A 22,351-nucleotide genomic window follows, 5' to 3' on the forward strand; every position below is an offset into this window, starting at 1 on the left:
AAAGTTTAACTGTGCGAAAAAAGACCAAAATCAAAATATTGCTGGGGCAATTGTAATGGGAGGGCCAGCTCGTATGATCCAAGATGTTATTTTAGATCAATTTGAGTACCTTTTGTCTATTGGAGAAATGAACATAGATGAATATACATTCTACAAAGCGCAATTTGAACTGTTAAATGATCCTAATTTCTCTGGTCAGAATCCACCAAAAGATTTTCACTTAGGATCAGCAGTCTTTTGGGATTCTATCCGGAAAATTAAAGCAGCAGAAATGTTAATAGAACAAAAGAAACCGCTTTAATATTTAAAAACATGAATAATCTATTGTATAAAGTTTTTTGAAAATTTAGGTTTAACATCTTTAAAATAGGTGTATTACATATTACATAACAACTAAATAAGAAAATAAAAAATCTAAAGGAGGAAAAATACAATGCATAAGAATGAAAGAAAACCGGTGGTTCATGAATATGAAAATGAACAGGAAGTAGTTATGAAAGTAAAAGAGCTAGAATTGCAAGGGATTCGCCAAGATGACATTTACGTCTTAACACATGAAAAACATTTAACAAAAAAGATTGCGGATGATACAAACATAAATACGATTGGAGTAAAAGAACAAGGATTGGGTACAAGTATTATCAACTTTTTCTCCAAAAAAGGGGACGAGCTCCGAAATCAAATGGAGGAAATGGGGTTGTCGAAGGAGGAAGCTAATTTATATGAAGAAAAACTAGATCAAGGGAGAATTTTACTTCTAGTAACAGCTGAAATACCAACGGCGAGTGATAGGCAGCCACAAAACTATCATTCTCTCTAATAGATTGCAACATCGGATAAATAGATAAGTTAATTATTTTAGGTTGTAGTATGGAAGAAAATAAAAGTAGAGAAGGGTGAGAAAAATGAAACATACAATATTTAAATATGCTGTGATTGGGATTACGACCGGAGTCATGGTCTCCCTGTTAAAAAAAGAAAATCGGAAAGCTATACAAACAACAGGAAAAAGCGTAAAAGACAAACTACAAGAAGGAAACATAAAGGAAACATTAGAGAAGGTAACCGAGACAAGTAAACAATTCTCTGTAACTGCAGCTAATGTTGCAAAACAAACATTACCGCAACTGCTTACAGCCACACCAGTTGTCATTTCTACCATTAAAGACTTAACAGAAAACGAAAATAGCAAAAAGAAAAAAGATGAAAAGAAATATATGAAAGAAGGGAAAGAAGAGAGTGCTTAGATTTAATTCTAAAAAGAGAAAGTGAGGAAAAAAGTATGAAATCTCTGTATGCAATTGATGTAGGAATGGGTTTTACTAAGCGGGCATATCGACAGGATGTAGATTCTGAGGTGACGATTAAGAGTGAAGCTTCCACACTAGCCCCTGTACCTAATCATGCTGAAAGTGAAGATTTAACAAAGGTAAGTTTTATAGACTTAGACTTTGCATACTACATGGGAAATGAAGCACATCAATCTGACGCTTCATTTCTTCCTCCATTTGACGAAGAAATAGAAAATTATTATGAAAGCGAACAGTTTAAACAACAAATATTTGGTTGCATTGCAAAGGATTATAAAGAAAATGTCGTGTTACCTTTAGTTGTTACCGGGCTTCCCGTTACTTGTTTTGGTAGTCAGCATGAGCAATTACAACGTGCACTAAAAAAAGAAACTTCCGTACAAATTGATGGGAAATTTATTAATATTACGGTGGAAAATGTTTTGATTCTTCAGCAACCGGTCGCTTTACATGCCTATTTCTTAAAAGAGGGAATCATTCAGGAACAAGATCGTATCTTAATTATTGATGGTGGATTTCGTACATTAGAAATGACAGATATGAAACAGAATGTCATTTTAAATCATTATGAGACGGAACTAGGATGTAGCAAGCCTTTGAAAAATATTAAGAATATCCTGCAGAATCATGGGGGGAAAAGTGATAACTTGCATATTAACGACATGCCAAAAGTATTAGAAAAAGGATATGGAGGTCGAGAAGAAAATCATCAGACAAGTCAGGTTAATACTTTGATTCAAAAAGAGTTGGATACACACTTCCAAGACGTTATGCGTGTATTACAAGAACAATTTAAGTTAGACCAGTATGACACTATTATTTGGACAGGAGGAATAGTAGATATCCACAAAAAACGAATTGAAAAAATGCAAGGTGAAATTTCTTCTTTCCGTATGGTAGACGCTTCGAAAGAGGCTGCACTTCATGGATACTATATGATTGGAAGTCAAGTATTTGACGACATCACCAATCAATCTGCATACGAATCCAAATTATAATAACGACCAAAATGGAGTTCGTTGAATAGACGTGCCAAAGTATGTGGTTCTTTTCCACATATAAATAAGAAAAGATAAAAAGTGCTTGTATAGAGGAAATGTTTAAAATTGAGAATAAAAATAGCTAATATATAGGGGGTCTTCCTTGTAATAGAATAAGACCTCCTATGCCATTTAGCTTGTAATTTAGATGATCTAAAATTTTTTCCTCCAAGACATGAATACCTACATACAAATTTCATATTATGGATATTATTCGATCAAACATAAAACTATTCAGAAAGGAAGAATAATATGGAATGCATAAAAATGCCGAAATGGAATTGGTATCATGTGAAAACTAGTGAGCTTGAAAAACTTTCTTCTATAATCCCTCGTGATGTAACATCCTATTTCTCTCAATTTGTAAAGAAAATTAGTTCTCCTTGTGAAAATGGATTATATGTTTATACATCATCACCAAGTCAAACTTGTGTATATGGTTCTTTTTTATATGATCAAGATAAAAAGGACGCCAAAATTCAAAAATTTCTTCATTATTTCGTAGCTCATGGAATACTGATAACAGTCCAGGAAAAAGAGGAAGAGGATTTTCAAAAATTAATACATAATTTCCCTATGGGTATAAAAAATTGTAATAGTTCCGCTGAAGGATTATGTGCTATCTTATCCATATTTATATCTCACTATTTACGAAAGGTTGACTATTTTGAAAACAATTTCAGAAATGTATTATGGGATTTTTATCATCATAATAACATAGCAGTTTTAGAAAAAATTTATCATATTCGTCATGAATTATTTATGAACACACATGTGTTTCGCTTAATACAAGAAGTGTTACAAGGCCTGAAAGAAGCTTGGTTAGAAAACCTAACAAACACCCTTTGTTATAAACAAACACACGTAAAATTAGAGCGTGGATTACAACTCGTTAAAGAGTACCAAGAAGAATTAGACACGATGATTCATTTACAAGAAGTTGTTTCTTCTCATCGTGGGAATGAAATTATGAAAGCTCTTACTGTATTAACTGCTGTGAGTACGCCTTTGACAGCCTTAGGAGCATTGTGGGGGATGAATTTTAAATATATGCCTGAACTAGAATGGAAATATAGCTATTTAATCGCTCTCTTATTTATTATTTTCACAACAGGGAGTATGTATTTGTATATGCGATTAAAGGGATGGACAGGTGATTTATTACGAGTAAAGAAAAAGAAATCTTTTTTTAAATCTAATTAATCTTATTTTAAAAATATATGATAGATATTAACATAAATATGGTTAGTAATATTTATGAAAGATTAGAGCTCTTCTTTTTGTAGGAGGGCTCTAATCTTTTTTTAAACTATATCATATACATAGGCAGACGCATCATCTGCAATTTGTCCCGATTCAATTTAGAATATGACAAAAGAGAACTTGCGTTAGAAGACAAGCTCTCTTTAAAAGAAATAACGTAATTGAGATACTTATATAGTAACAATTGTTTTCTTTTAATTCCATATGTCTTATGTTGAGAAATAAATTATAAGTGGCTTGATAACGCTAAAACGGATTATTGACATAATATTACGACGATAATATAATGAATCTCGAATTCGAGATAACTTGTAAAGGATTGGGAATTGTGAGCATGATTAAAGATGAAAGCTTATCTTTAAAGTTACTCGTTATATTATCAAGGGCAGTACAGTCAATCATTAAATGTATTGAAAAGGTTACAAAAATTTATGGACTTAATCCAACTGAATTTGCAGTGCTTGAGCTATACTATGTAGTAAAAGTGATCAGCCTATACAAAAACTTAGAGAGAAGTAGTATTACGTATGCGTCAAATATTTCAGAAGGTATTGAATTGATGGATACTATTTTTCCTCAGCATAAAGAGGGGATTCAGCAAATATTTGATAGTTTGGACTATAGGGAGAAAAAATGATAATTAAACAGTTGAAAAAGTTAGGATGTTACACACAGAAATTGTAAGTTTTTAGAGGTTATTTCTGTTTAGTAATATCCTAATTAAATATAAATTAAATAAATAGGAGGAAAAATTAATAAGTGGTAGTAAATGTATTGTAATACAAAATTAATAAATCATATAATTTCAAGTGGTATAGCGAGAAATGAGATTGTTATATTAACGTATACATATTGTCCTTTTCATTATAAATCTTTCATAAAGCGGAGAGTGGGTATCAAGAATGGAATTACGTCATTTAGAGTATTTTATTCAAGTTTGTAATAATAATAGTTTTACTAAAGCTGCGGAAGTTCTAGGTATTTCACAGCCGACTTTAAGTCAACAAATCCGTGTGTTAGAAGGTGAACTTGATACACTTTTGTTTCATCGAGTTGGAAGAGGTATCAAAATGACAGAAGCGGGTAAGCTGCTATTTGATAAAGGAAAATTTATCATGCAACAATTTGATGACGTTTATAATGAAATTTTTGAATTAAAGGGTGTAAAAAGAGGTGTAATTACTATAGGAGGTTTATTAGAGGATCTCACCTATTTAACACCTTATATTATGAAGTTTCAACAACATTATCCCAACATCGTAGTAAAAATTATAGAATCCGAAGTTGCTGTAAATCAAATCGTTGATAAAAATATTGATATAGGGATCACGCGTAGTGCTCAAATTCCAGACACATTAACAAGCACCCTTTTGTATAGCGAAGAGCTCGTCCTTGTCATTCCAAAAAATCATCCTTTGAATGAAACATCATCGGTTTCTTTTCGAGAATTAGTAGGGCTGAGTAGAATAATGGTTTCATGTAGTTGTCGTGAATCTATTAAAATATATTGTGAGAGTTTAGGGTTATCTTTATCTGAAGCAAATATAGAAACAAAATCTTCTATTTCTTTATTGAGCCTTGTACACAATGGACACGGTGTTGCTATAATACCTCTTTCACTAGTTGACTTTGTTAATAATGATACTTTGAGCATAGTTCGTATTATTGATCCAACACCAAGTCAAGATATTAATCTGATTCATTTTGATGATAAATTTTTAAGTTTTGCAGCACGGATCTTTATGCAGAAGTTACATAATCCTGAAAAGGTATTAGTATAATAGAAATAATAATGATTATAGTGTGAGAATTAAAAATGATACATAACTCTTGGGATAAGACCTAAATTACAGTCAAAGGGCAAGTAGATTTATCCCACTTTAATGGGCAGTAAGACTCCTACCTCAAAATTCAGCGAAAGCAAAGAATTTAGGTGGGGGATCAACTGCCCATAAAAGTCCGATTGGTTCAACTAATAATCAGTGGGGGATGAAGAAAACCCCCACTGATTAAAGTTTCACTTTATATGTGGGGTATAGTCACTTCAAACCGGAATACCATTGACTTTTACTTAAGGGAAAAAGGGCAGACTTTGCAAGGAGAGAAGGCTGTGAAAAACAAGTCAAGTTAATCAATTAACTCTTCGGTCTTATCGCATAGTAATAGATTCCATTAGGGATATACTGCTATTTCTTTCTAAGTATCCTTATTGCACAAAGAAAACCACCGGCATTATACCGGTGGTTTTGACTTAGAAAGCAAAGCAAGTACAACCAATACCCCATTTAGTTCCATCTTTTCCTATTACGGTATGAGTGTGTTGATGGAGAGGGTTACTGCAACTATGTAACTTGTGATCATGGCTGTCATGAGAAAGTATAGTGTGGGCTAGGTTAGCACCCCCATAACCATAAACTCCTGTCGGTGACCAATCAGGTGATGCTGGCGGCAATTCAGGTGATAAATTTTTAAATTCATCATTTCCATAAACAACCTGCCCACCCATAATGGTGAGTAATGATTCAAGGTTCTTGATTTCTTCTTCTGGTACAGTAAAGTAGTCAGCAGACAATACAGCAAGATCAGCAAACTGACCTACTGCAAGGGTTCCTTTTTTACCTTCATCACCAGAGAACCACGCACTTCCTTTTGAATATAATTCCAGGGCTACTTTTCTATCAAGTTTATTTTTTTCATCGTATATCGAAAGTCCACCAATGGTTTTTCCGGCAACCATCCAGTAAAGAGCGACCCAAGGGTTATAGCTGGAAACCCTAGTTGCATCACTACCAGCGCCAACAGGTATACCTAGGTCTAACATACGATAAATTGGCGGAGTATGCTTTGCAGCTTCCTTTCCGTATAAATCAACAAAGTATTCACCTTGAAAAGCCATGCGGTCTTGGATGGCAATACCGCCATTTAAAGCCTTAACACGTTCCATACTACGGTCTGAGATTGTTTCTGCATGGTCAAACCACCATCGTAGACCATTAAAAGGAATTTCTTTGTTGACTTCCTCAAATACATTTAAGAATCGTGTGATTGACTCGTCATAAGTTGCATGTAAACGGAATGGCCAACGGTTTTCCACCAATAGAGAAATTACTCTCTTTAAGTCAGCTTCCATCATCGTAGCTAGTTCAGGCCGTGGCATTTGAAATTTTTCGAAATCGGCTGCCGAGAACACTAACATTTCTCCGGCACCATTCATTTTATACTTATCAGTTCCTTGACCTGGAGAAACAATTTTGGCCCATGAAGCAAAGTCTTCATATTCATGATTAGGATTTTGTGTAAATAGATTATAAGCAATACGCAAAGTTAATTGTTCCTTCTCGGCTAAATGCTCAACAACTTTGTAGTCATCAGGGTAATTTTGGAATCCGCCACCTGCGTCAATAGCACTTGTAATACCTAATCTATTTAATTCGCGCATAAAATGGCGAGTTGAATTAATCTGGTCGTCAAAATTAAGTATTGGTGCTTTACCCAAACTTGAATAAAGAATAGAAGCGTTAGGATTCGCAATTAAAAGGCCTGTTGGATTACCTCGTTTATCTCGCTCAATTAAGCAGCCTGGAGGGTCTGGGGTATCTTTTGTGTATCCCAGTGCACGCAGCCCAGCACGATTTACAAGTGCTCTATCGTAAAGATGTAGCACAAAGACAGGTGTGTCTTCAGAAACAGCATTAATCTCTTCCAAAGTCGGCAACCGTCTCTCTTTAAATTGAAATTCAGACCAACCTCCAACTACTCTTACCCACTGAGGAGCAGGTGTACGCCTTGCCTGTTCTTTGAGCATTTCGAGAGCTATGGCAAGTGAAGGCACGCCTTCCCATCGTAATTCCATATTATAATGAAGACCGCCACGAATAACGTGTATATGAGAGTCATTCAGACCTGGAATAGCTCTCTTTCTTTTAAGGTCTATTTTTTTTGTTTTTTCTGTGGCACTATTAAGAAGCTCATCTCCACCTACTGCAGTTATTAACCCATCAGTTATGGCGATAGCAGATACCTCAGGTTGAGAGGGATCAAGGGTAGTAATTTTTCCGTTATATAAGATCATATCCGGCAAATTCATATTCACACCTCGTCTACTTCCTATTATTTTGTAACCATGGATGAAATAATTTACCGAAAATCGGCATAACTAGCCATGATAGCAAGGACACTATACATACAGAAACAAAAAAAGCGGACATAATAGGATTCATATGTTTTATGATAGGTCCTATCAATTTAGGAACTAACATGCTAAGAGGCCATACACCCAGAAGGGTAACGATAGACATTTTCCATTTTGGCGGTGGAATTGGCGTTTTCGGAGTAACAAACCAATAAGCCAAACTACTTTCAGTTTTGTAACTTGGATTAGTAACTTTAAATTGTTCTGCCTTTTTTAACAAATCTCGGCGAACATCTGATTCTTGCCAAGCACGTAGATGCTCATACGTATCAAAGCGAAAAATAACAGTATACTCTCTGGATTCGTTATTTGGGACTATTAGATTTACACCTAAATGCCCTGGGAATTTAGTAGCGGCAGCTTCGATTTCATGTCTCCATGTTTCAAACTGTTTTTCTTTACCTTGTTGAATTTTCCATGTAACAATCGTTGTTACTGGATCGGCAGCATCCATCGTGTTCCTTGTATGAGTCTCTTCGACAGCTACTCCTTCGTGTTTCATATTTTCCTGCTTGGAAGCGCGCCATGCACCATAGTATATGCGTATTCTACACCTTGACCATAAGCACCAGTGTGTTCCTTTACAATCTCCATTACAGCATCATAAGTGTCTTTGTGTGCCCAGTCACGTTGGTATTCAAGTAAAACTTGAATTGCTGTCACTGGAATTGCACCAGCTTGTTCTACACGACGCATAGCAGCGTTATGTGCTGTCAAACTAGTACCACCTGAAGCATCATCAACTGCATACACCTCATAGCCAGCTTTAATTGCTTCAAGCACAGGGAATGCAAGGCAAACTTCAGTCCAAAGTGCTGCAAATATTAATTTCTTTCTACCTGTTGCTTTAACTGCTTCAACAAATTTTGGATCTTCCCAAGAGTTCATTGAACTGCGTTCTATAATTTCATGGTTTGGGAATATGTCAAGAATTTGTGGCCAAAAATAACCAGAAAAGCTGCGTGTCTCAACTGTAGTAAGAATAGTAGGTACGTTAAAAGTTTTTGCAGATTTAGCAAGCAACATAACGTTATTAATCAATGTTTGTCTATCAATACTTGCAACTCCAAAAGTCATTTGAGGTTGAAAATCAATCAAAATTAAGGCACTGTTCTCCGGATTTAATAATTCTAAATTACTCATAATAAAACGCTCCTTTTTTTATTATTTTCAAAAATTTAATTTAAGCTGTAATCATAAAAATAAAAGCTTTGCTATATTTTTTAATTTAAAATTTAGTGCTGATTTAATCAGCACTAAATCTATACTATCTACTTTAAAAAAGTAATTTAAAGCTATTTCTTTGGAATACATTTATGCATTTTGTTTACTAAGATCGCGCTGAGCTCCTAAATAGCTTCCAATTATATTTTGATAACCTGGAAGATTACTAGCAAGTAAATTGCCAAAACCTTCGACATCGTTGCGCCAATCGCGTTGTAATTCGCAAGCTATGCTAAACCAATTCATAAGTTGTACGCCATTATGTGCCATACGCGTATTGGCAGCATCTGCAACTTGTTTGCTGAAAGTTCCTGAAGCATCAGTAACAGCAAATACTTCATATCCAGCTTTTATAGCAGAAAGTGCCGGGAAAGCAACACAAACGTCCGTAACTACGCCCGCGATGATAAGTTGTTTTTTTCCAGTTTCTTCGATTGCTTTTACAAAATCATCATTATCCCATGCGTTAATTTGTCCAGGTCGAGCTATTTTTTGTGCGTGAGGAAAGAGATCAACCAATTCTTGCATTAAAGGTCCATTAGGTCCGTTTTCAAAGCTAGTTGTTAAAATAACTGGTAAATCAAAAAACTTAGCAGTGTGGGCAAGAGCTAAAACATTGTTTTTGAATTCATCAACACCATAGTCACGTACTAGTCCGGACATAAGACCAGTTTGATGGTCTACTAAAAGAACGACAGCATCATCTTTGTTAATACGAGAATAGAGATCAGTCATTATGTATTCCTCCTAAAAATTAAGTAATCGAAGAAATTTTAAACAGTAGAATATCATCCTAAATTTCTTCGTTTGTTACGATTAGTTTGTAACTAAACTGACCGTTCATATGAGATATAGCAGCATTCGCGGAACATGAAGCGCTATACAAATTTATAGTATTTGAAAACCAATTGGTTAATCAATTCTAAATTATCTATAATTTGTATAGGTCGTAACTATAGTTGTTTTCACTATAAAATGGATTGATTTTACCTATACATTCTATAGATAGAACGATATTGATAGTCACCTATTTTTGTTATTAGAATTGAATTGGAGGAATTTTCAGCGAATACTTCATGATGAAAAAGGTAGGAGATGGGGAATGGTTCCATAAACAGAAAATGAAACCATTGGAACAATAGAGTTTCATGCACAGAGTTCACAATATAAATGGGCATAAATAGGTTATGAGATTCATCGGGAGTATTAAAGAAAAGGATACATATTAAAGGAGGTAGGAGAATGGCAAAAATTACTGTAGGAACCGAAAATCAAGCACCAATTGAGATATATTATGAGGATCATGGTATAGGGAAACCGATTGTACTCATTCATGGTTGGCCGTTAAGCGGTCGATCTTGGGAATACCAAGTTCCCGCTCTTGTTGAGGCTGGATACAGAGTTATAACATATGATCGTCGAGGTTTTGGAAAATCATCTCAGCCGTGGGAAGGGTATGAATATGATACCTTTACTTCTGATTTACACCAACTATTAGAACAGTTAGAGCTTCAAAATGTCACACTCGTTGGTTTTTCTATGGGTGGAGGCGAGGTAGCCCGGTATATTGGGAAATATGGAACCAATAGAATAGAGAAGGCTGTATTTGCAGGAGCTGTACCACCATTCCTTTATAAGTCAGCAGATCATCCTGAGGGTGTATTAGATAATGTAGCAATTCAAGGATTTGAAAATGGAGTAAAAAATGATCGCCTAGCATTCCTTGATGAGTTTACGAAAGGATTTTTTGCTGCTGGAGATCGAACTGACTTAGTTAGTGAACCATTTCGACTTTACAATAGGGATATAGCTGCGGGTGCATCACCTAAAGGAACGCTAGATTGTATCGCTGCTTTCAGCAAAACAGACTTCAGAGGCGATTTAGCCAAGATTAATATACCTACCCTTGTTATTCATGGTGATTCAGATGCAACTGTACCATTTGAATATAGTGGGAAATTAACACACGAAGCAATTCCTAATTCTAAAGTAACGTTAATAAAAGGTGGTCCACATGGACTAAATGCAACGCATGCCAAAGAATTTAATGAAGCGCTCCTATCATTTTTAAAGGACTGATTACAACTATATAATTGTTAATTGATCAGTATAAACAAGTTAAAATAAAGCTTTATAAAAGATGCTCTTGGATAAATCCAGGAGCATCTTTTTAAATAGTGATATTGAGATGTTAGGTTGATAAATCTCCATTAGTTTCGAATTGAATATTCTTCTTAATAGCTAAAATGTAAGGTTTAGATTTTTTAGGTCTCTTAGATGTATTTGTTTATTATTATATTAATATAAAGAAAATAATTTGAATTACCCTCAAAACAAAGATTTTTTGTCAGAAAAAAATAAAACATTATTAATTTTTATAATTAGTCGAATTTTTATAGAAATAATTCTCTTAATATATTAAAATAACATTGTATTATGTCAGATTTTAATTAGGGGAGAGAAATTTTATGTTGAAAAAAATCATTCCAGTTGCTTTAGCATTAAGTACAGTTACTTTTACTAGTCTATTTGCTGCGCCTTCAATCCAAGCAAGTACAGAACCAAACCGCTACATAGATGTACAAATGCTCGGTATTAACGATTTTCATGGCCAACTAGACACTGTAAAAAAAATTAACAATAAAGATGCAGGAGGAATTGAGTACTTAGGGGCTTATTTACGTGATCGTGAAAAACAAAATCCAAATACATTAAAGGTACATGCTGGCGATGTTGTTGGAGCAAGTACTCCTGTTTCAGCATTATTACAAGACGAACCTACGATTGAATTTCTAAATGATTTGAAATTCGATGTTGGGACTATAGGAAATCATGAATTTGATGAAGGTGTTGCGGAAATGAACCGCCTTATTTATGGTGGATACCATGAGAAAACAGGGAATTTTAAAGGAGCAAAATTCCCATATGTTGCCGCAAATTTCTATAATAAATCCACCGGTCGTTTATTTTTACCACCATTCACGATAAAAAAGGTACAAGGAGTTCCTGTTGGATTTATCGGAGTCGTAACAACGGATGTTCCTAACCTTGTTATGCCTACTATGCTAAAGAATGTAGAAATTACAGATGAAGTTGAAGCTATTAACAAATCCGTAAAGCAATTAAAAAAACTAGGCGTTAAATCTATCGTTGTTCTTGCGCATAACGGGGGTACAACAGATGGGAACGGTGTAACAAATGGTGATATCGTCCGATTAGCAAATGAGACTGATCCAGAAGTTGATGTTATTTTTGGTGGGCATAGCCACACTTATGTAAATGGAACTGTTAATAATAAACTTGTCGTACAAGCAAATTCTTATGGTATGGCTTTTGCTGATGTTGATGTAAAGATTGATCGTAAGACACAAGATATTGTTGAGAAAAAAGCAGAAATTGTTACAACTTACCATGAAGGCATGGAGCCTGATAAAAAAATAAAGAAGAAGATGGAGAAATATCAAGCAAAAATCGCACCTCTTGTTAATGAAGTTGTAGGTAAGTCTATTGCTCCGCTAGATCGCAAACTAAATACGGCTGGTGAATCTACTCTTGGAAATTTAGTTGCTGATGCTCAGCGCGCAACAATGCAATCTCAAATTGCACTTATGAATCCTGGTGGTATTCGTAATGACTTAGATGCTGGTGATATTACATGGGGAGAGATATATGGTATTCAACCATTCGGAAATCAATTAATAAAAGTAAATTTAACAGGCCAAGACATTCGTGATATTTTAAATCAACAATGGCAAAAAGACATAACAAGAATGCTTCAAATTTCAGGGATCCAATACACTTGGGATGCGAACAAGCCTAATGGAGAAAAAGTAACAAGTATTCGCTTAACAGATGGAGAAGAAATTATTCCTTCTCAAACTTACAGCGTAGTTGCGAACGCATTTCTAGCTTCAGGTGGAGATGGATTTGTATCCTTTAAAAACGGTAAAGATGCTGAAACAGGACCAACTGATTTTGAAGCATTAGTAGATTATATAAAAAAATCAAAAGAACCAATTCAGTCTGTTATTGATGGAAGAATTCAAAAAATAAATTAGTTTTTTATTAATCTCAAAAACAAATAGATTACCTGCGCACTATACTTTTTCGTGTGGGGGTAATCTATTTTTTGTGGGTTTGAAATAAAGTCTTACTGTGGCCAATGGGTATACCGTCTAGATGCAGAGTGCAGAAAACAATGAAGTAAACAAAAGCTGATATCTTGAACGTACATGGAGTTTTTTTCGGACACAAAGTGAAATAATTTTATTATGTTCCCACATATGGCAAATGTAATGTGTAAATATATCCAAAACACCAATCATTGCGCCTCATTATTCGCAATAGGATAGCTACTTAAGGTCAAAAAAGAATGGGCTAACTTTTGTGCAAAATGTAATGGAGGCTCTACCGATTGGATATGAATATACATAATTAAGGGATCCATGTACAGCCAGTGATTATGTAAAGCACTTACAATAATTCCTTGTTGTACAATGGATTTCATAAATGCAGGAATTTCTTCTTGTAGAATAGCGATTTCGCCTAAATTTAATGCATTACCATTTGGATCTAACGATTCAAAACTTACTCCGACAGGCACTACAGAAGTACTCGGTTTTCCTTGAACAAGCACCCTAAAATCGCGGTGAAAAGACATCGAACAACCACCTTGAGTTCTTTTACCTTTCCCTTTAAGTATTGTAGCAAATTGTTCACAAAGGAAATTAAAATTTTGCATAAATTCAATTCCTTTCTTGTACAAAATTATGTAATTAGAGATTCGATTGAGGAGATACAGATAAAGTGAAACTTTAATCAGTGGGGGTTTTGTTCATCCCCCACTGATTATTAGTTGAACCAATCGGGCTTTTACGGGCAGTTGATCCCCCACCTAACTTCTTTGCTTCCGCTAAATTTTGAGGTGGGGGTTTTACTGCCCGTTAATGCGGGATAAACAATCTTCCTTCAACATTCAAAAAACAGGCTGTGATTTTAATGTATCCGATGTTTATTTTCAAAGAAATACACGCGATATTACTTGGATATTCAGAATTTCATTGAAGATGATTCATGTATCCGAGTTAATAAATTTATAAAGTATGCAATTATACGCTTTTAGTTTATGTAGGCTAGATAAATATGTGTCTAAATTTGAATGATAAAACTAGAAAAACAACGTTGAGAAAATAACCAATAATAATTTATTTTCTATAAACAAGCACTGCTAATTAGTACTCTTTTTCGAAATAAGTCTTTCTTATATAAGTATATTGCTACTATGAAAATATCTATTTAAATACAGGATTTAGTTTGAATACTAAAAAAACGGGTTCTAAAATACTGCACCTATTCACGAAGAATCTAGTTGTTTCTTCTTGTATCTATTTACATTTTAAGTATAGAAAACAGTTCTTATGAATATAGAGGGAAATTCTTTAAGTTTTTCTTAATAAGGTTTTAATAACGGTTATTTTAACCAAAATTTTCATGAAAATACCTTTAAAAAGAACGTTAGTTCGTATACAATAAGAACAAACGTTTCTTTGGGGGTGATAACCTTGTATGATTATTCTCTTTTACCGAATCGGATTATTTTATGTGTAGATCTTCGTAGCTTTTATGCAAGCGTGTCATGTATTAAAAAAGGACTCGATCCACGATATACAAAATTGGCTGTCGTAGGAGATGTAAATCGTAGTGGGTCGATCATATTAGCAGCAACACCGCCATTAAAAGCGTTAGGAATAAAGAAGATGGCACGGTTGTACGAAATACCGAAGCGGCCAGATATTATTATTGTGAATCCAATTATGCATACGTATATGAAGTGTTCAACTTACATAACAGGTTTAGCTTTACAGTATGTTGCACCGGAAGACTTCCATCAATATAGTATTGATGAGTTTTTTATGGATATGACCGCAAGTATTCATTTGTTTGCGAGTAATCCGAGCGAGTTTGCATTAAAATTCAAGCGAGAAATATATGAACGTACACGGATTGAAAGTACGATTGGTATTGGACCAAATTTATTATTGAGTAAAGTAGCGATGGATGTGGAAGCGAAAAAGAATAACGATGGAATAGCGCAGTGGACGTATGACGATATACCCGAGAAGTTATGGAGTATTAGACCACTCAGTAAATTTTGGGGTATATCGTATAAAACGGAAATGAAATTAAATCGAAAAGGTATACATACGATTGGGGATTTAGCACAATACCCGTTGAAGTATTTAAAACAATCATTTGGTGTAATAGGAGAAGAATTACACTTGCATAGTAACGGGATTGATTTCAGCAGAATAGCAGAGAAATATGTTCCAGCGACAACATCTATAGCGAAAAGCCAAATATTATTTCGTGATTATTCAATAGAAGAGTTCATCGTTATTTTACTAGAGCATGTAGAAGAAGTTTGTTACAGATTGAGAAGAGAAAAGAAATATGCACAAACGATTCATTTTTCAGTTGGAAAGGAATACGGAGGAAGAATAAAAAAAGCACATACGTTAAATAGAGCAACGAATTTAACGATGGACATTTACAACGTTTGTAGCTATTTTTTACACGAGAAGCATACAGGAGAGCCGATTCGATCGATCAGTCTTTCCTTAACAAATTTAATACATGAAGGAGAAGAGCAAATTTCGCTTTTCGATAACATTATTCAAAGAGAAAAAGAAATGAGATTAACGAGGGTTATGGACGAAATTCGAACACGATTTGGTAAGAACAGTATTCTACGTGGAATTTCCTACACAAGCGTCGCAACAACAAGATATAGAAACACATTATTAGGAGGGCACAAATCGTGAAGAATGCTAATATGCCAAAAAGAAGAGGAATGGTCAAGTGGCAACCGTTTGCTAGTATGCCAGAGCAGTTCGTCTGTATTAAAGAAATGATACAAGAGCAAACAAAAATCCCGAGTCCAATCTTAACGCAAGATGCAAAAGAAAGGATTGAAAATAAGCTGTTAATTTCATATTTAGGTGAAGAAGAGGTTTTACTTACATATTATAAAAATGGCTATCTATATAAAAATTACATAACAGTAGCTGATATAAATCCATTAAATAAGACGATTACTTGTACGGATGCTTTTCATAATCAAAGGATATTAAAGTTTGTTGATGTAATAGAGGTTGATTAAAGTATGTCTCTAGACAACAGGCTCATCTTTAAGCTTATTGCCTAGAACGATTTGTTCATCTACCAATCGTTTTGGTGGGGAAATATGGAATGTTATGCATTTGTATGTTCTTAGAGAAAGGTTAATAATCTTATTTTTAACGAATGTACCGAAATGAATTTTTTCCTTAAGCGTGTGAAAAGCGATAGCCCCACTGAGCATTATTTAAGCTGCATAGTATTTAGCTACTTATTATTTTGAGTTTAGGTGTATATCTTTTAAGAGGATATACCAAGTTCTTTTATTTAGATAATTACTTGAAACTTGAATGGGAAGAACATGATCAAGCCCCCATTCTAATTCGTTTATTTCATTTTCAAGTCCTGTTGGATAGAGTAAAAGGATCTTAAAATTATTTTTAACAATATTTGATAAAACTGTTTGTAATTCTAGCGCTTCAATCAAGTTTCCGCCCCATCTAACAAATAAAATGGACTGTGAATTATGAATTATTTTGTAAAGGTTATCAATTCTTCGATCTAATTTTTGTTTAAAATCATGGTATGTGGTGAACCAATCTTCATTTGGAATAACAGGGAAATCATGATAAGATGTTACGTTATATTTTGTGTCTTTTATAATATGAGAAAAAACAGGTTGTATCACACCATCATTAAACACAACATTTTGATCCGGCATTGCGTGCATGTTTTTTAAATCCATAAAGTCTATAAAGTTATTTTTCAATAATTCATTGATAGAAGAAAGATCCGGTGATTCAAACCAATCTAGAGGACCTGAATATTTCCGCAATCTATATTTTTTTAGATGAATAGCAGTATAACAATTTTCCCCTAAACTAATAACATCATCATACATTCCTTGAAGCTTTTTCATTTCCAATACAATCATCCTTTTTTAGAAAAATTAGAAGGTGTATATAAATTCTAAAAAGCGTTATTATGACACAGAACATGCTTTTGAAAAATAGGAGAACTGATTCATTATAAATAATATATGTATGTATAAAAACTCCTGTGAAAAGGCTCACAGGAGGATAAAATAAAGCATATTTCGGGTTATTTACCATTTGTTGAGGTAAGAATTGTATGTGATAATGAATGACGTTTCTATAATAAAAGGGATAAACAGAAATACATTGAAGTGAGTTGTGAGCAAATTATAATTTAAAATTGAGCGAAAATAAGAAGCCCCAGTTGCAGAATGAAGCAACTGGGGCATTTTTTAATCTCTTCCTAACTTAATTATATCATGTAAATCAAGTTCGAAATAGACTGTTTATTCGTATTTACTCCTGCTACAATCAAGAACACATGCATAGTAAGGAGAGATGTTACATGAGTTCTTTCGTTCTCGATTTTCAGGAAATAGAAAAAACGCAGCTTTCGCTCGTCGGTGGAAAAGGTTTGAATTTAGGGGAGTTAACAAACATTCAAGGGATACAAGTACCTGAAGGTTTTTGTGTTACAACGATAGGATATGAAAAGGCTATCGAGCAAAATGAAGAGCTTCAAACTTTGTTGCAGCAGCTAACAAAGTTAAAAATGGAAGAGCGAGCTCAAATTGGTGAAACGAGTAAGAAGATTAGAGAAGTTATTATGGCGGTAGAAATCCCTTCTGATGTAGTGGAAGGGGTAACTCATTATCTCTCACGTTTTGGAAATGAACATGCGTATGCCGTGCGCTCTAGTGCTACGGCTGAAGATTTACCGTATGCTTCGTTTGCTGGTCAACAAGATACGTATTTAAATATTATCGGAGAAGAAGCGATTTTACAGCATGTAAGAAAGTGCTGGGCATCTTTATTTACAGAGCGAGCAGTTACGTACCGCATGCAAAATGGTTTTGAACATAATCAAGTTTCTATATGTGTTGTCGTTCAAAAAATGGTTTTTCCTGAGGCTTCGGGCATTTTATTTACGGCTGATCCGATTACTTCTAACCGAAAGGTGTTATCAATCGATGCCAGTTTTGGACTTGGTGAGGCATTAGTATCCGGATTGGTCTCTGCCGATAATTATAAAGTAAAAGAAGGCGAAATTACCGAAACGATGATAGCGACTAAAAAAATAGCTATTTATGCTTTAAAAGAGGGCGGAACAGAGACGAAACAGATTGATCCGGCTCAACAAAAACTTCAAACATTGTCTGAACAACAAATTTTACAACTAGCAAGTATCGGAAGACAGATTGAAGCTTGTTTTGGTTGTCCGCAAGATATTGAATGGTGTTTAGCCCATAATACATTTTATATTGTCCAAAGTCGCCCCATTACGACTTTATATCCAATTCCTGAAGAAAATGATGGGGGAAATCATGTGTATATATCAGTTGGCCATCAACAAATGATGACCGATGCGATGAAACCGCTTGGGTTATCTTTTTTCCTGTTAACGACTAATGCTCCTATGCGTAAAGCGGGGGGAAGGCTGTTTGTGGATGCTACACAAAGATTAGCTTCACCTGCTAGCAGAGATTTCTTAATAAACACTTTAGGGAAATCTGATCCGCTCATACAAGATGCATTAACGACTGTAGTTGAGCGAGATGACTTTATTACATTGTTACCAGAGGATGAAAAAGGGAAGAGTGCTGGCAAAAGTGTGCCACCTGCAAATTCGCAACCAGAAATCGAAAATGATCCAGCAATCGTTGCGAATTTAATAAAGAATAGTGAAGCATCAATCGAAAAGTTAATACGAAACATGCAAATGAAATCAGGGAAGGATGTACTTGATTTCATTTTGGAAGACATCCAGCAATTAAAGAAAGTATTATTTAATCCGCAAAGTATAGCTGTCATTATGGCTGGTATGAATGCTTCAACATGGATCAATGAAAAGATGGAGCAATGGCTAGGCGAAAAGAATGCAGCAGATACGCTTTCTCAGTCTGTACAAAATAATATTACGTCTGAAATGGGTTTAGCATTAATGGATGTTGCTGATGTGATTCGGCCGTATCCAGAAGTTATTGCGTATTTACAACATGTAGAAGATGATAGCTTTTTAGATGAATTAGTTCAGTTTGAAGGCGGAGAAAAAGCTCGAAATGCCATCTCTGCTTTTCTAGATAAATACGGAATGAGATGCAGCGGAGAAATTGACATTACGAAAACGCGCTGGAGTGAAAAGCCAACTACTATTATCCCGATGATTTTAAATAATATAAGAGATTTTGAAGTTGGCGCGAGTAAGCGGAAGTTTGAAGAAGGACTGCAAGAAGCTTTGAAAAAAGAAGAAGAGTTAGTAGATCGATTACAACATTTGCCGGATGGTAAACAAAAAGTAGAAGAAACGAAGCGAATGATTCTCAACGTCCGTAATTGTATCGGTTATCGTGAATATCCAAAATACGGCATGATTAATCGTTATTTCATATATAAGCAGGCATTATTGAAAGAAGCTGAGCAACTCGTGCAGAGCGGTGTCATTCGTGAGGTCGATGATATATACTATTTAACTTTTGAAGAACTTCACGAAGTTGTTCGCACGAATAAACTAGATTACGAGTTTATCCAAAAACAAAAAAATGATTACAAATTATATGAAAAACTAACGCCTCCTCGTATAATGACATCTGATGGAGAAATCATTACAGGAAAATATAAACGAGAAAACATCCCGGCTGATGCGATTGTAGGTTTGCCTGTTTCATCCGGAATTATAGAAGGAAGAGCGCGCGTTATTTTAAACATGGAAGATGCGAATTTAGAAGAGGGAGATATATTAGTTACTGCTTTTACTGACCCGGGCTGGACACCGTTATTTGTGTCTATAAAAGGGTTAGTTACCGAAGTTGGTGGACTTATGACGCACGGGGCAGTAATTGCACGTGAATATGGATTACCAGCAGTTGTCGGTGTGGAGAATGCTACGAAACTAATAAAAGATGGGCAACGAATTCGGGTACATGGAACAGAAGGGTATATTGAATTGTTGTAGTTGCGAGTTGCGCTTTAGATAAATAAAGAGATCAGTCACTAATTATAGTGATTGATCTCTTTATTTTTTTAGCCAGCTATTACCACCTGGAATATTGATGAATCAGAATGTATACCAATTCGAACGAAAGAATATTTTCAAAAATATTACAAATTCAGACAACATATTGAAAGTTATCTGAATTTTCATTATTATATAAACGTTATAACGTATTTAATATTGGGGAGGAATAGGGATGAAGAAAAAACCTTTTAAGGTGCTGTCTACGCTTGCGGCGACAGCTGTGCTTAGTTGCGCATTTGGATTTAGTAGTCAATCTGTTTATGCGGCAACGCCGTCTCATACAGGAACTGTAAGTCCAATTGATGAAAATTTAATTCAAGAGGATCGTTTAGCAGATGCGCTCAAGAAACGCGGTGTAATTAGTGAATCTACGTCGAAAGAAGAAACATTAAAAGCTGTTGAAAAATACGTAGAGAAGAAAAAAGGTGAAAATGCTGGAAAAGAACCAGCGGCAGGGGATAGTGTCTCAAGAGAAGCTTTTGACTTTTTGAAAAAAGTTAAAGATGCCAAAGCAGATGCGAAAGAAAAAGTTGATCAACCTACTGCTGGTCCAGTGGTAGGTGAAGCGCCGGTTAAAGGGGGATTAAACGGAAAAGTTCCAACTACTTCAGCGAAGCAAAAACAATATAATGGTGATGTTCGTAAAGATAAAGTTCTAGTATTGTTAGTAGAGTTTGCTGATTTTAAACATAACAATATTGATCAAGTACCAGGTTATATGTATTCAAATGATTTTAATCCAGAACATTATCAAAAAATGTTATTTGGTAATGAGCCGTTTACACTCTTTGATGGATCAAAGGTCCCAACATTTAAACAATATTATGAAGAGCAATCTGGTGGTAGTTATACAGTCGATGGAACAGTAACAAAGTGGCTGACAGTACCAGGTAATGCGGCGGAGTATGGCGCAGATGCAGGAGATGGTGGTCATGATAATAAAGGACCAAAAGGACCACGTGATTTTGTAAAAGAGGCATTACATGCAGCTGTAGAAAGTGGAATCGATTTATCTGAATTTGACCAATACGATCAATATGACAATAATGGTGATGGCAATAAAAATGAACCCGATGGTCTGATTGATCATTTAATGGTTATTCACGCGGGAGTTGGACAAGATGGAGGCGGCGGTAGACTAGGTGATGACGCAATTTGGTCACATCGCTGGAACCTTGGAACACCATATCCAATTGAAGGAACAACAGCAAAGGTTGATAACTGGGGCGGTAAAATGGCAGCATACGACTACACAATTGAGCCAGAAGACGGAGCGGTTGGTGTATTCGCACATGAATTCGGTCATGATTTAGGCCTTCCAGATGAATATGATACGAAGTACTCAGGAGCAGGTGAGCCGATTAACTCTTGGTCAGTTATGAGCGGCGGCAGTTGGGCTGGTAAAATTGCAGGTACAACGCCACCGAGTTTCTCTCCGCAAAACAAAGAGTATTTTCAAAAGAACATGGGCGGGAACTGGGCAAATATTGTAGAGGTTGACTATGATAAATTAAATCGCGGTATCGGTTTGGCGACGTACTTAGATCAAAGTGTAACGAAATCAGCTCGTCCTGGCTTGATTCGCGTTAACTTACCTGATAAAGATGTAAAAGGTATTCAGCCTGCATTCGGTAAGAAATATTATTATAGTACAAAAGGCGATAATCTTCATACAACATTAGAAACGCCAGTGTTTGATTTAACAAATGCAACACAGGTGAAATTTGATTACAAAACATTGTATGAAATTGAAACGGAGTATGACTTCCTTGAAGTACATGCAGTGACAGAAGATGGTAAGAAAACGTTAGTGGATCGCATTGGTGAAAAGAATGTGAAAAATGGTCTAGATACAACGGATGGTAAATGGGTAGATAAGTCATATGACTTAAGCAAATTTAAAGGTCAAAAAATAAAACTAGCATTCGAGTACATTACAGATGGTGGTTTAGCACCGAACGGTTTTACGCTTGATAACGCTACATTAACAGTAGATGGAAATGTGGTGTTCTCTGATGATGCGGAAGGCGAAGCAAAATTAAAATTAAATGGTTTCGTTGTATCAAACGGTTTTGATAAGAAGAAACATAACTATTACTTAGAGTGGAGAAACTATGCTGGTGCGGATCAAGCGTTGAAATATAGTAGTGGTGTAC

The 22,351-nt window shown here is 35.1% G+C and carries 17 protein-coding genes and 2 pseudogenes; 13 read left to right on the top strand and 6 right to left on the bottom strand.

Going from position 1 to position 22,351, the window contains the following annotated elements:
* Positions 1 to 16 precede the first annotated feature (16 nt).
* The 7 genes and pseudogenes from MR113_RS04105 to MR113_RS04135 all read left to right on the top strand — a co-directional run.
* Positions 17 to 298: pseudogene (locus MR113_RS04105) on the top strand (alpha/beta hydrolase); the annotation flags it as partial.
* Positions 299 to 433: 135 nt separating this feature from the next.
* Positions 434 to 820, top strand: coding sequence for a YflT domain-containing protein (locus tag MR113_RS04110; protein ID WP_144656610.1), 387 nt, complete (start codon positions 434 to 436; stop codon positions 818 to 820).
* Between the two features lie 85 nt (positions 821 to 905).
* Positions 906 to 1,247, top strand: a complete 342-nt coding sequence (locus tag MR113_RS04115) for a peptidase U61 (protein WP_144656612.1) — start codon at positions 906 to 908, stop codon at positions 1,245 to 1,247.
* Positions 1,248 to 1,282: 35 nt separating this feature from the next.
* Complete coding sequence (locus tag MR113_RS04120) at positions 1,283 to 2,308, top strand: ParM/StbA family protein (protein WP_242251379.1); 1,026 nt, start codon at positions 1,283 to 1,285, stop codon at positions 2,306 to 2,308.
* 294 nt (positions 2,309 to 2,602) lie between these two features.
* Positions 2,603 to 3,553 carry a magnesium transporter CorA family protein gene (locus MR113_RS04125; RefSeq protein WP_242251381.1) on the top strand — a complete coding sequence of 317 codons (951 nt, stop codon included), beginning with the start codon at positions 2,603 to 2,605 and terminating at the stop codon, positions 3,551 to 3,553.
* 388 nt (positions 3,554 to 3,941) lie between these two features.
* Positions 3,942 to 4,297 (top strand): annotated as a pseudogene (locus tag MR113_RS04130) (MarR family transcriptional regulator).
* A 218-nt stretch (positions 4,298 to 4,515) separates the two neighbouring features.
* On the top strand, positions 4,516 to 5,394 hold the full coding sequence (locus MR113_RS04135) for a LysR family transcriptional regulator (protein WP_242251383.1): 879 nt from the start codon (positions 4,516 to 4,518) through the stop codon (positions 5,392 to 5,394).
* Positions 5,395 to 5,864: 470 nt separating this feature from the next.
* Here MR113_RS04135 and MR113_RS04140 read toward each other — a convergent pair whose 3' ends face one another.
* The 4 genes from MR113_RS04140 to ycaC all read right to left on the bottom strand — a co-directional run bounded on the left by MR113_RS04140 (position 5,865) and on the right by ycaC (position 9,764).
* Positions 5,865 to 7,700 carry an amidohydrolase gene (locus MR113_RS04140; protein WP_242251385.1) on the bottom strand — a complete coding sequence of 612 codons (1,836 nt, stop codon included), beginning with the start codon at positions 7,698 to 7,700 and terminating at the stop codon, positions 5,865 to 5,867.
* A 13-nt stretch (positions 7,701 to 7,713) separates the two neighbouring features.
* Complete coding sequence (locus tag MR113_RS04145) at positions 7,714 to 8,307, bottom strand: antibiotic biosynthesis monooxygenase (protein WP_242251386.1); 594 nt, start codon at positions 8,305 to 8,307, stop codon at positions 7,714 to 7,716.
* Entirely contained in the window at positions 8,304 to 8,948 is a 645-nt protein-coding gene (locus tag MR113_RS04150; protein WP_000067162.1) for a hydrolase, read from the bottom strand. The genes MR113_RS04145 and MR113_RS04150 overlap by 4 nt, the downstream gene beginning before the upstream one ends.
* A 171-nt stretch (positions 8,949 to 9,119) precedes the next feature.
* Entirely contained in the window at positions 9,120 to 9,764 is a 645-nt protein-coding gene (gene ycaC / locus MR113_RS04155) for an isochorismate family cysteine hydrolase YcaC (protein WP_242251388.1), read from the bottom strand.
* A 507-nt stretch (positions 9,765 to 10,271) separates the two neighbouring features.
* Between ycaC and MR113_RS04160 the strand changes: the two genes are divergently transcribed.
* Together MR113_RS04160 and MR113_RS04165 are read left to right on the top strand one after the other, a co-directional pair.
* Entirely contained in the window at positions 10,272 to 11,108 is an 837-nt protein-coding gene (locus MR113_RS04160) for an alpha/beta fold hydrolase (RefSeq protein WP_242251390.1), read from the top strand.
* A 389-nt stretch (positions 11,109 to 11,497) separates the two neighbouring features.
* Positions 11,498 to 13,087 (top strand): bifunctional metallophosphatase/5'-nucleotidase, encoded by a 1,590-nt coding sequence (locus MR113_RS04165; protein ID WP_242251401.1) that lies wholly within the window; start codon positions 11,498 to 11,500, stop codon positions 13,085 to 13,087.
* A 263-nt stretch (positions 13,088 to 13,350) separates the two neighbouring features.
* Here MR113_RS04165 and MR113_RS04170 read toward each other — a convergent pair whose 3' ends face one another.
* Positions 13,351 to 13,770, bottom strand: a complete 420-nt coding sequence (locus tag MR113_RS04170; RefSeq protein WP_242251403.1) for a DUF1259 domain-containing protein — start codon at positions 13,768 to 13,770, stop codon at positions 13,351 to 13,353.
* A gap of 820 nt (positions 13,771 to 14,590) precedes the next feature.
* Between MR113_RS04170 and MR113_RS04175 the strand changes: the two genes are divergently transcribed.
* Positions 14,591 to 15,850: a Y-family DNA polymerase gene (locus MR113_RS04175; protein WP_242251405.1), complete on the top strand. Its 1,260-nt coding sequence runs from the start codon at positions 14,591 to 14,593 to the stop codon at positions 15,848 to 15,850.
* A complete protein-coding gene (locus MR113_RS04180; protein WP_242251407.1) occupies positions 15,847 to 16,188 on the top strand; it encodes a YolD-like family protein in 342 nt (113 codons plus the stop codon). The genes MR113_RS04175 and MR113_RS04180 overlap by 4 nt, the downstream gene beginning before the upstream one ends.
* A 231-nt stretch (positions 16,189 to 16,419) precedes the next feature.
* Here MR113_RS04180 and MR113_RS04185 read toward each other — a convergent pair whose 3' ends face one another.
* Entirely contained in the window at positions 16,420 to 17,079 is a 660-nt protein-coding gene (locus tag MR113_RS04185; protein ID WP_097843675.1) for a DUF1796 family putative cysteine peptidase, read from the bottom strand.
* A 446-nt stretch (positions 17,080 to 17,525) separates the two neighbouring features.
* Here MR113_RS04185 and ppsA point away from each other — a divergent pair, with 446 nt between their 5' ends.
* A complete protein-coding gene (gene ppsA / locus MR113_RS04190; RefSeq protein WP_242251409.1) occupies positions 17,526 to 20,132 on the top strand; it encodes a phosphoenolpyruvate synthase in 2,607 nt (868 codons plus the stop codon).
* Positions 20,133 to 20,367: 235 nt separating this feature from the next.
* On the top strand, positions 20,368 to 22,351 hold a 1,984-nt coding region (locus tag MR113_RS04195; protein ID WP_242251412.1), incomplete at its 3' end, for an immune inhibitor A domain-containing protein.

The organism is Bacillus cereus group sp. BfR-BA-01379, assembly GCF_022663605.1.
In the GTDB taxonomy this organism is placed as follows: Bacteria; Bacillota; Bacilli; order Bacillales; family Bacillaceae_G; genus Bacillus_A; species Bacillus_A mobilis.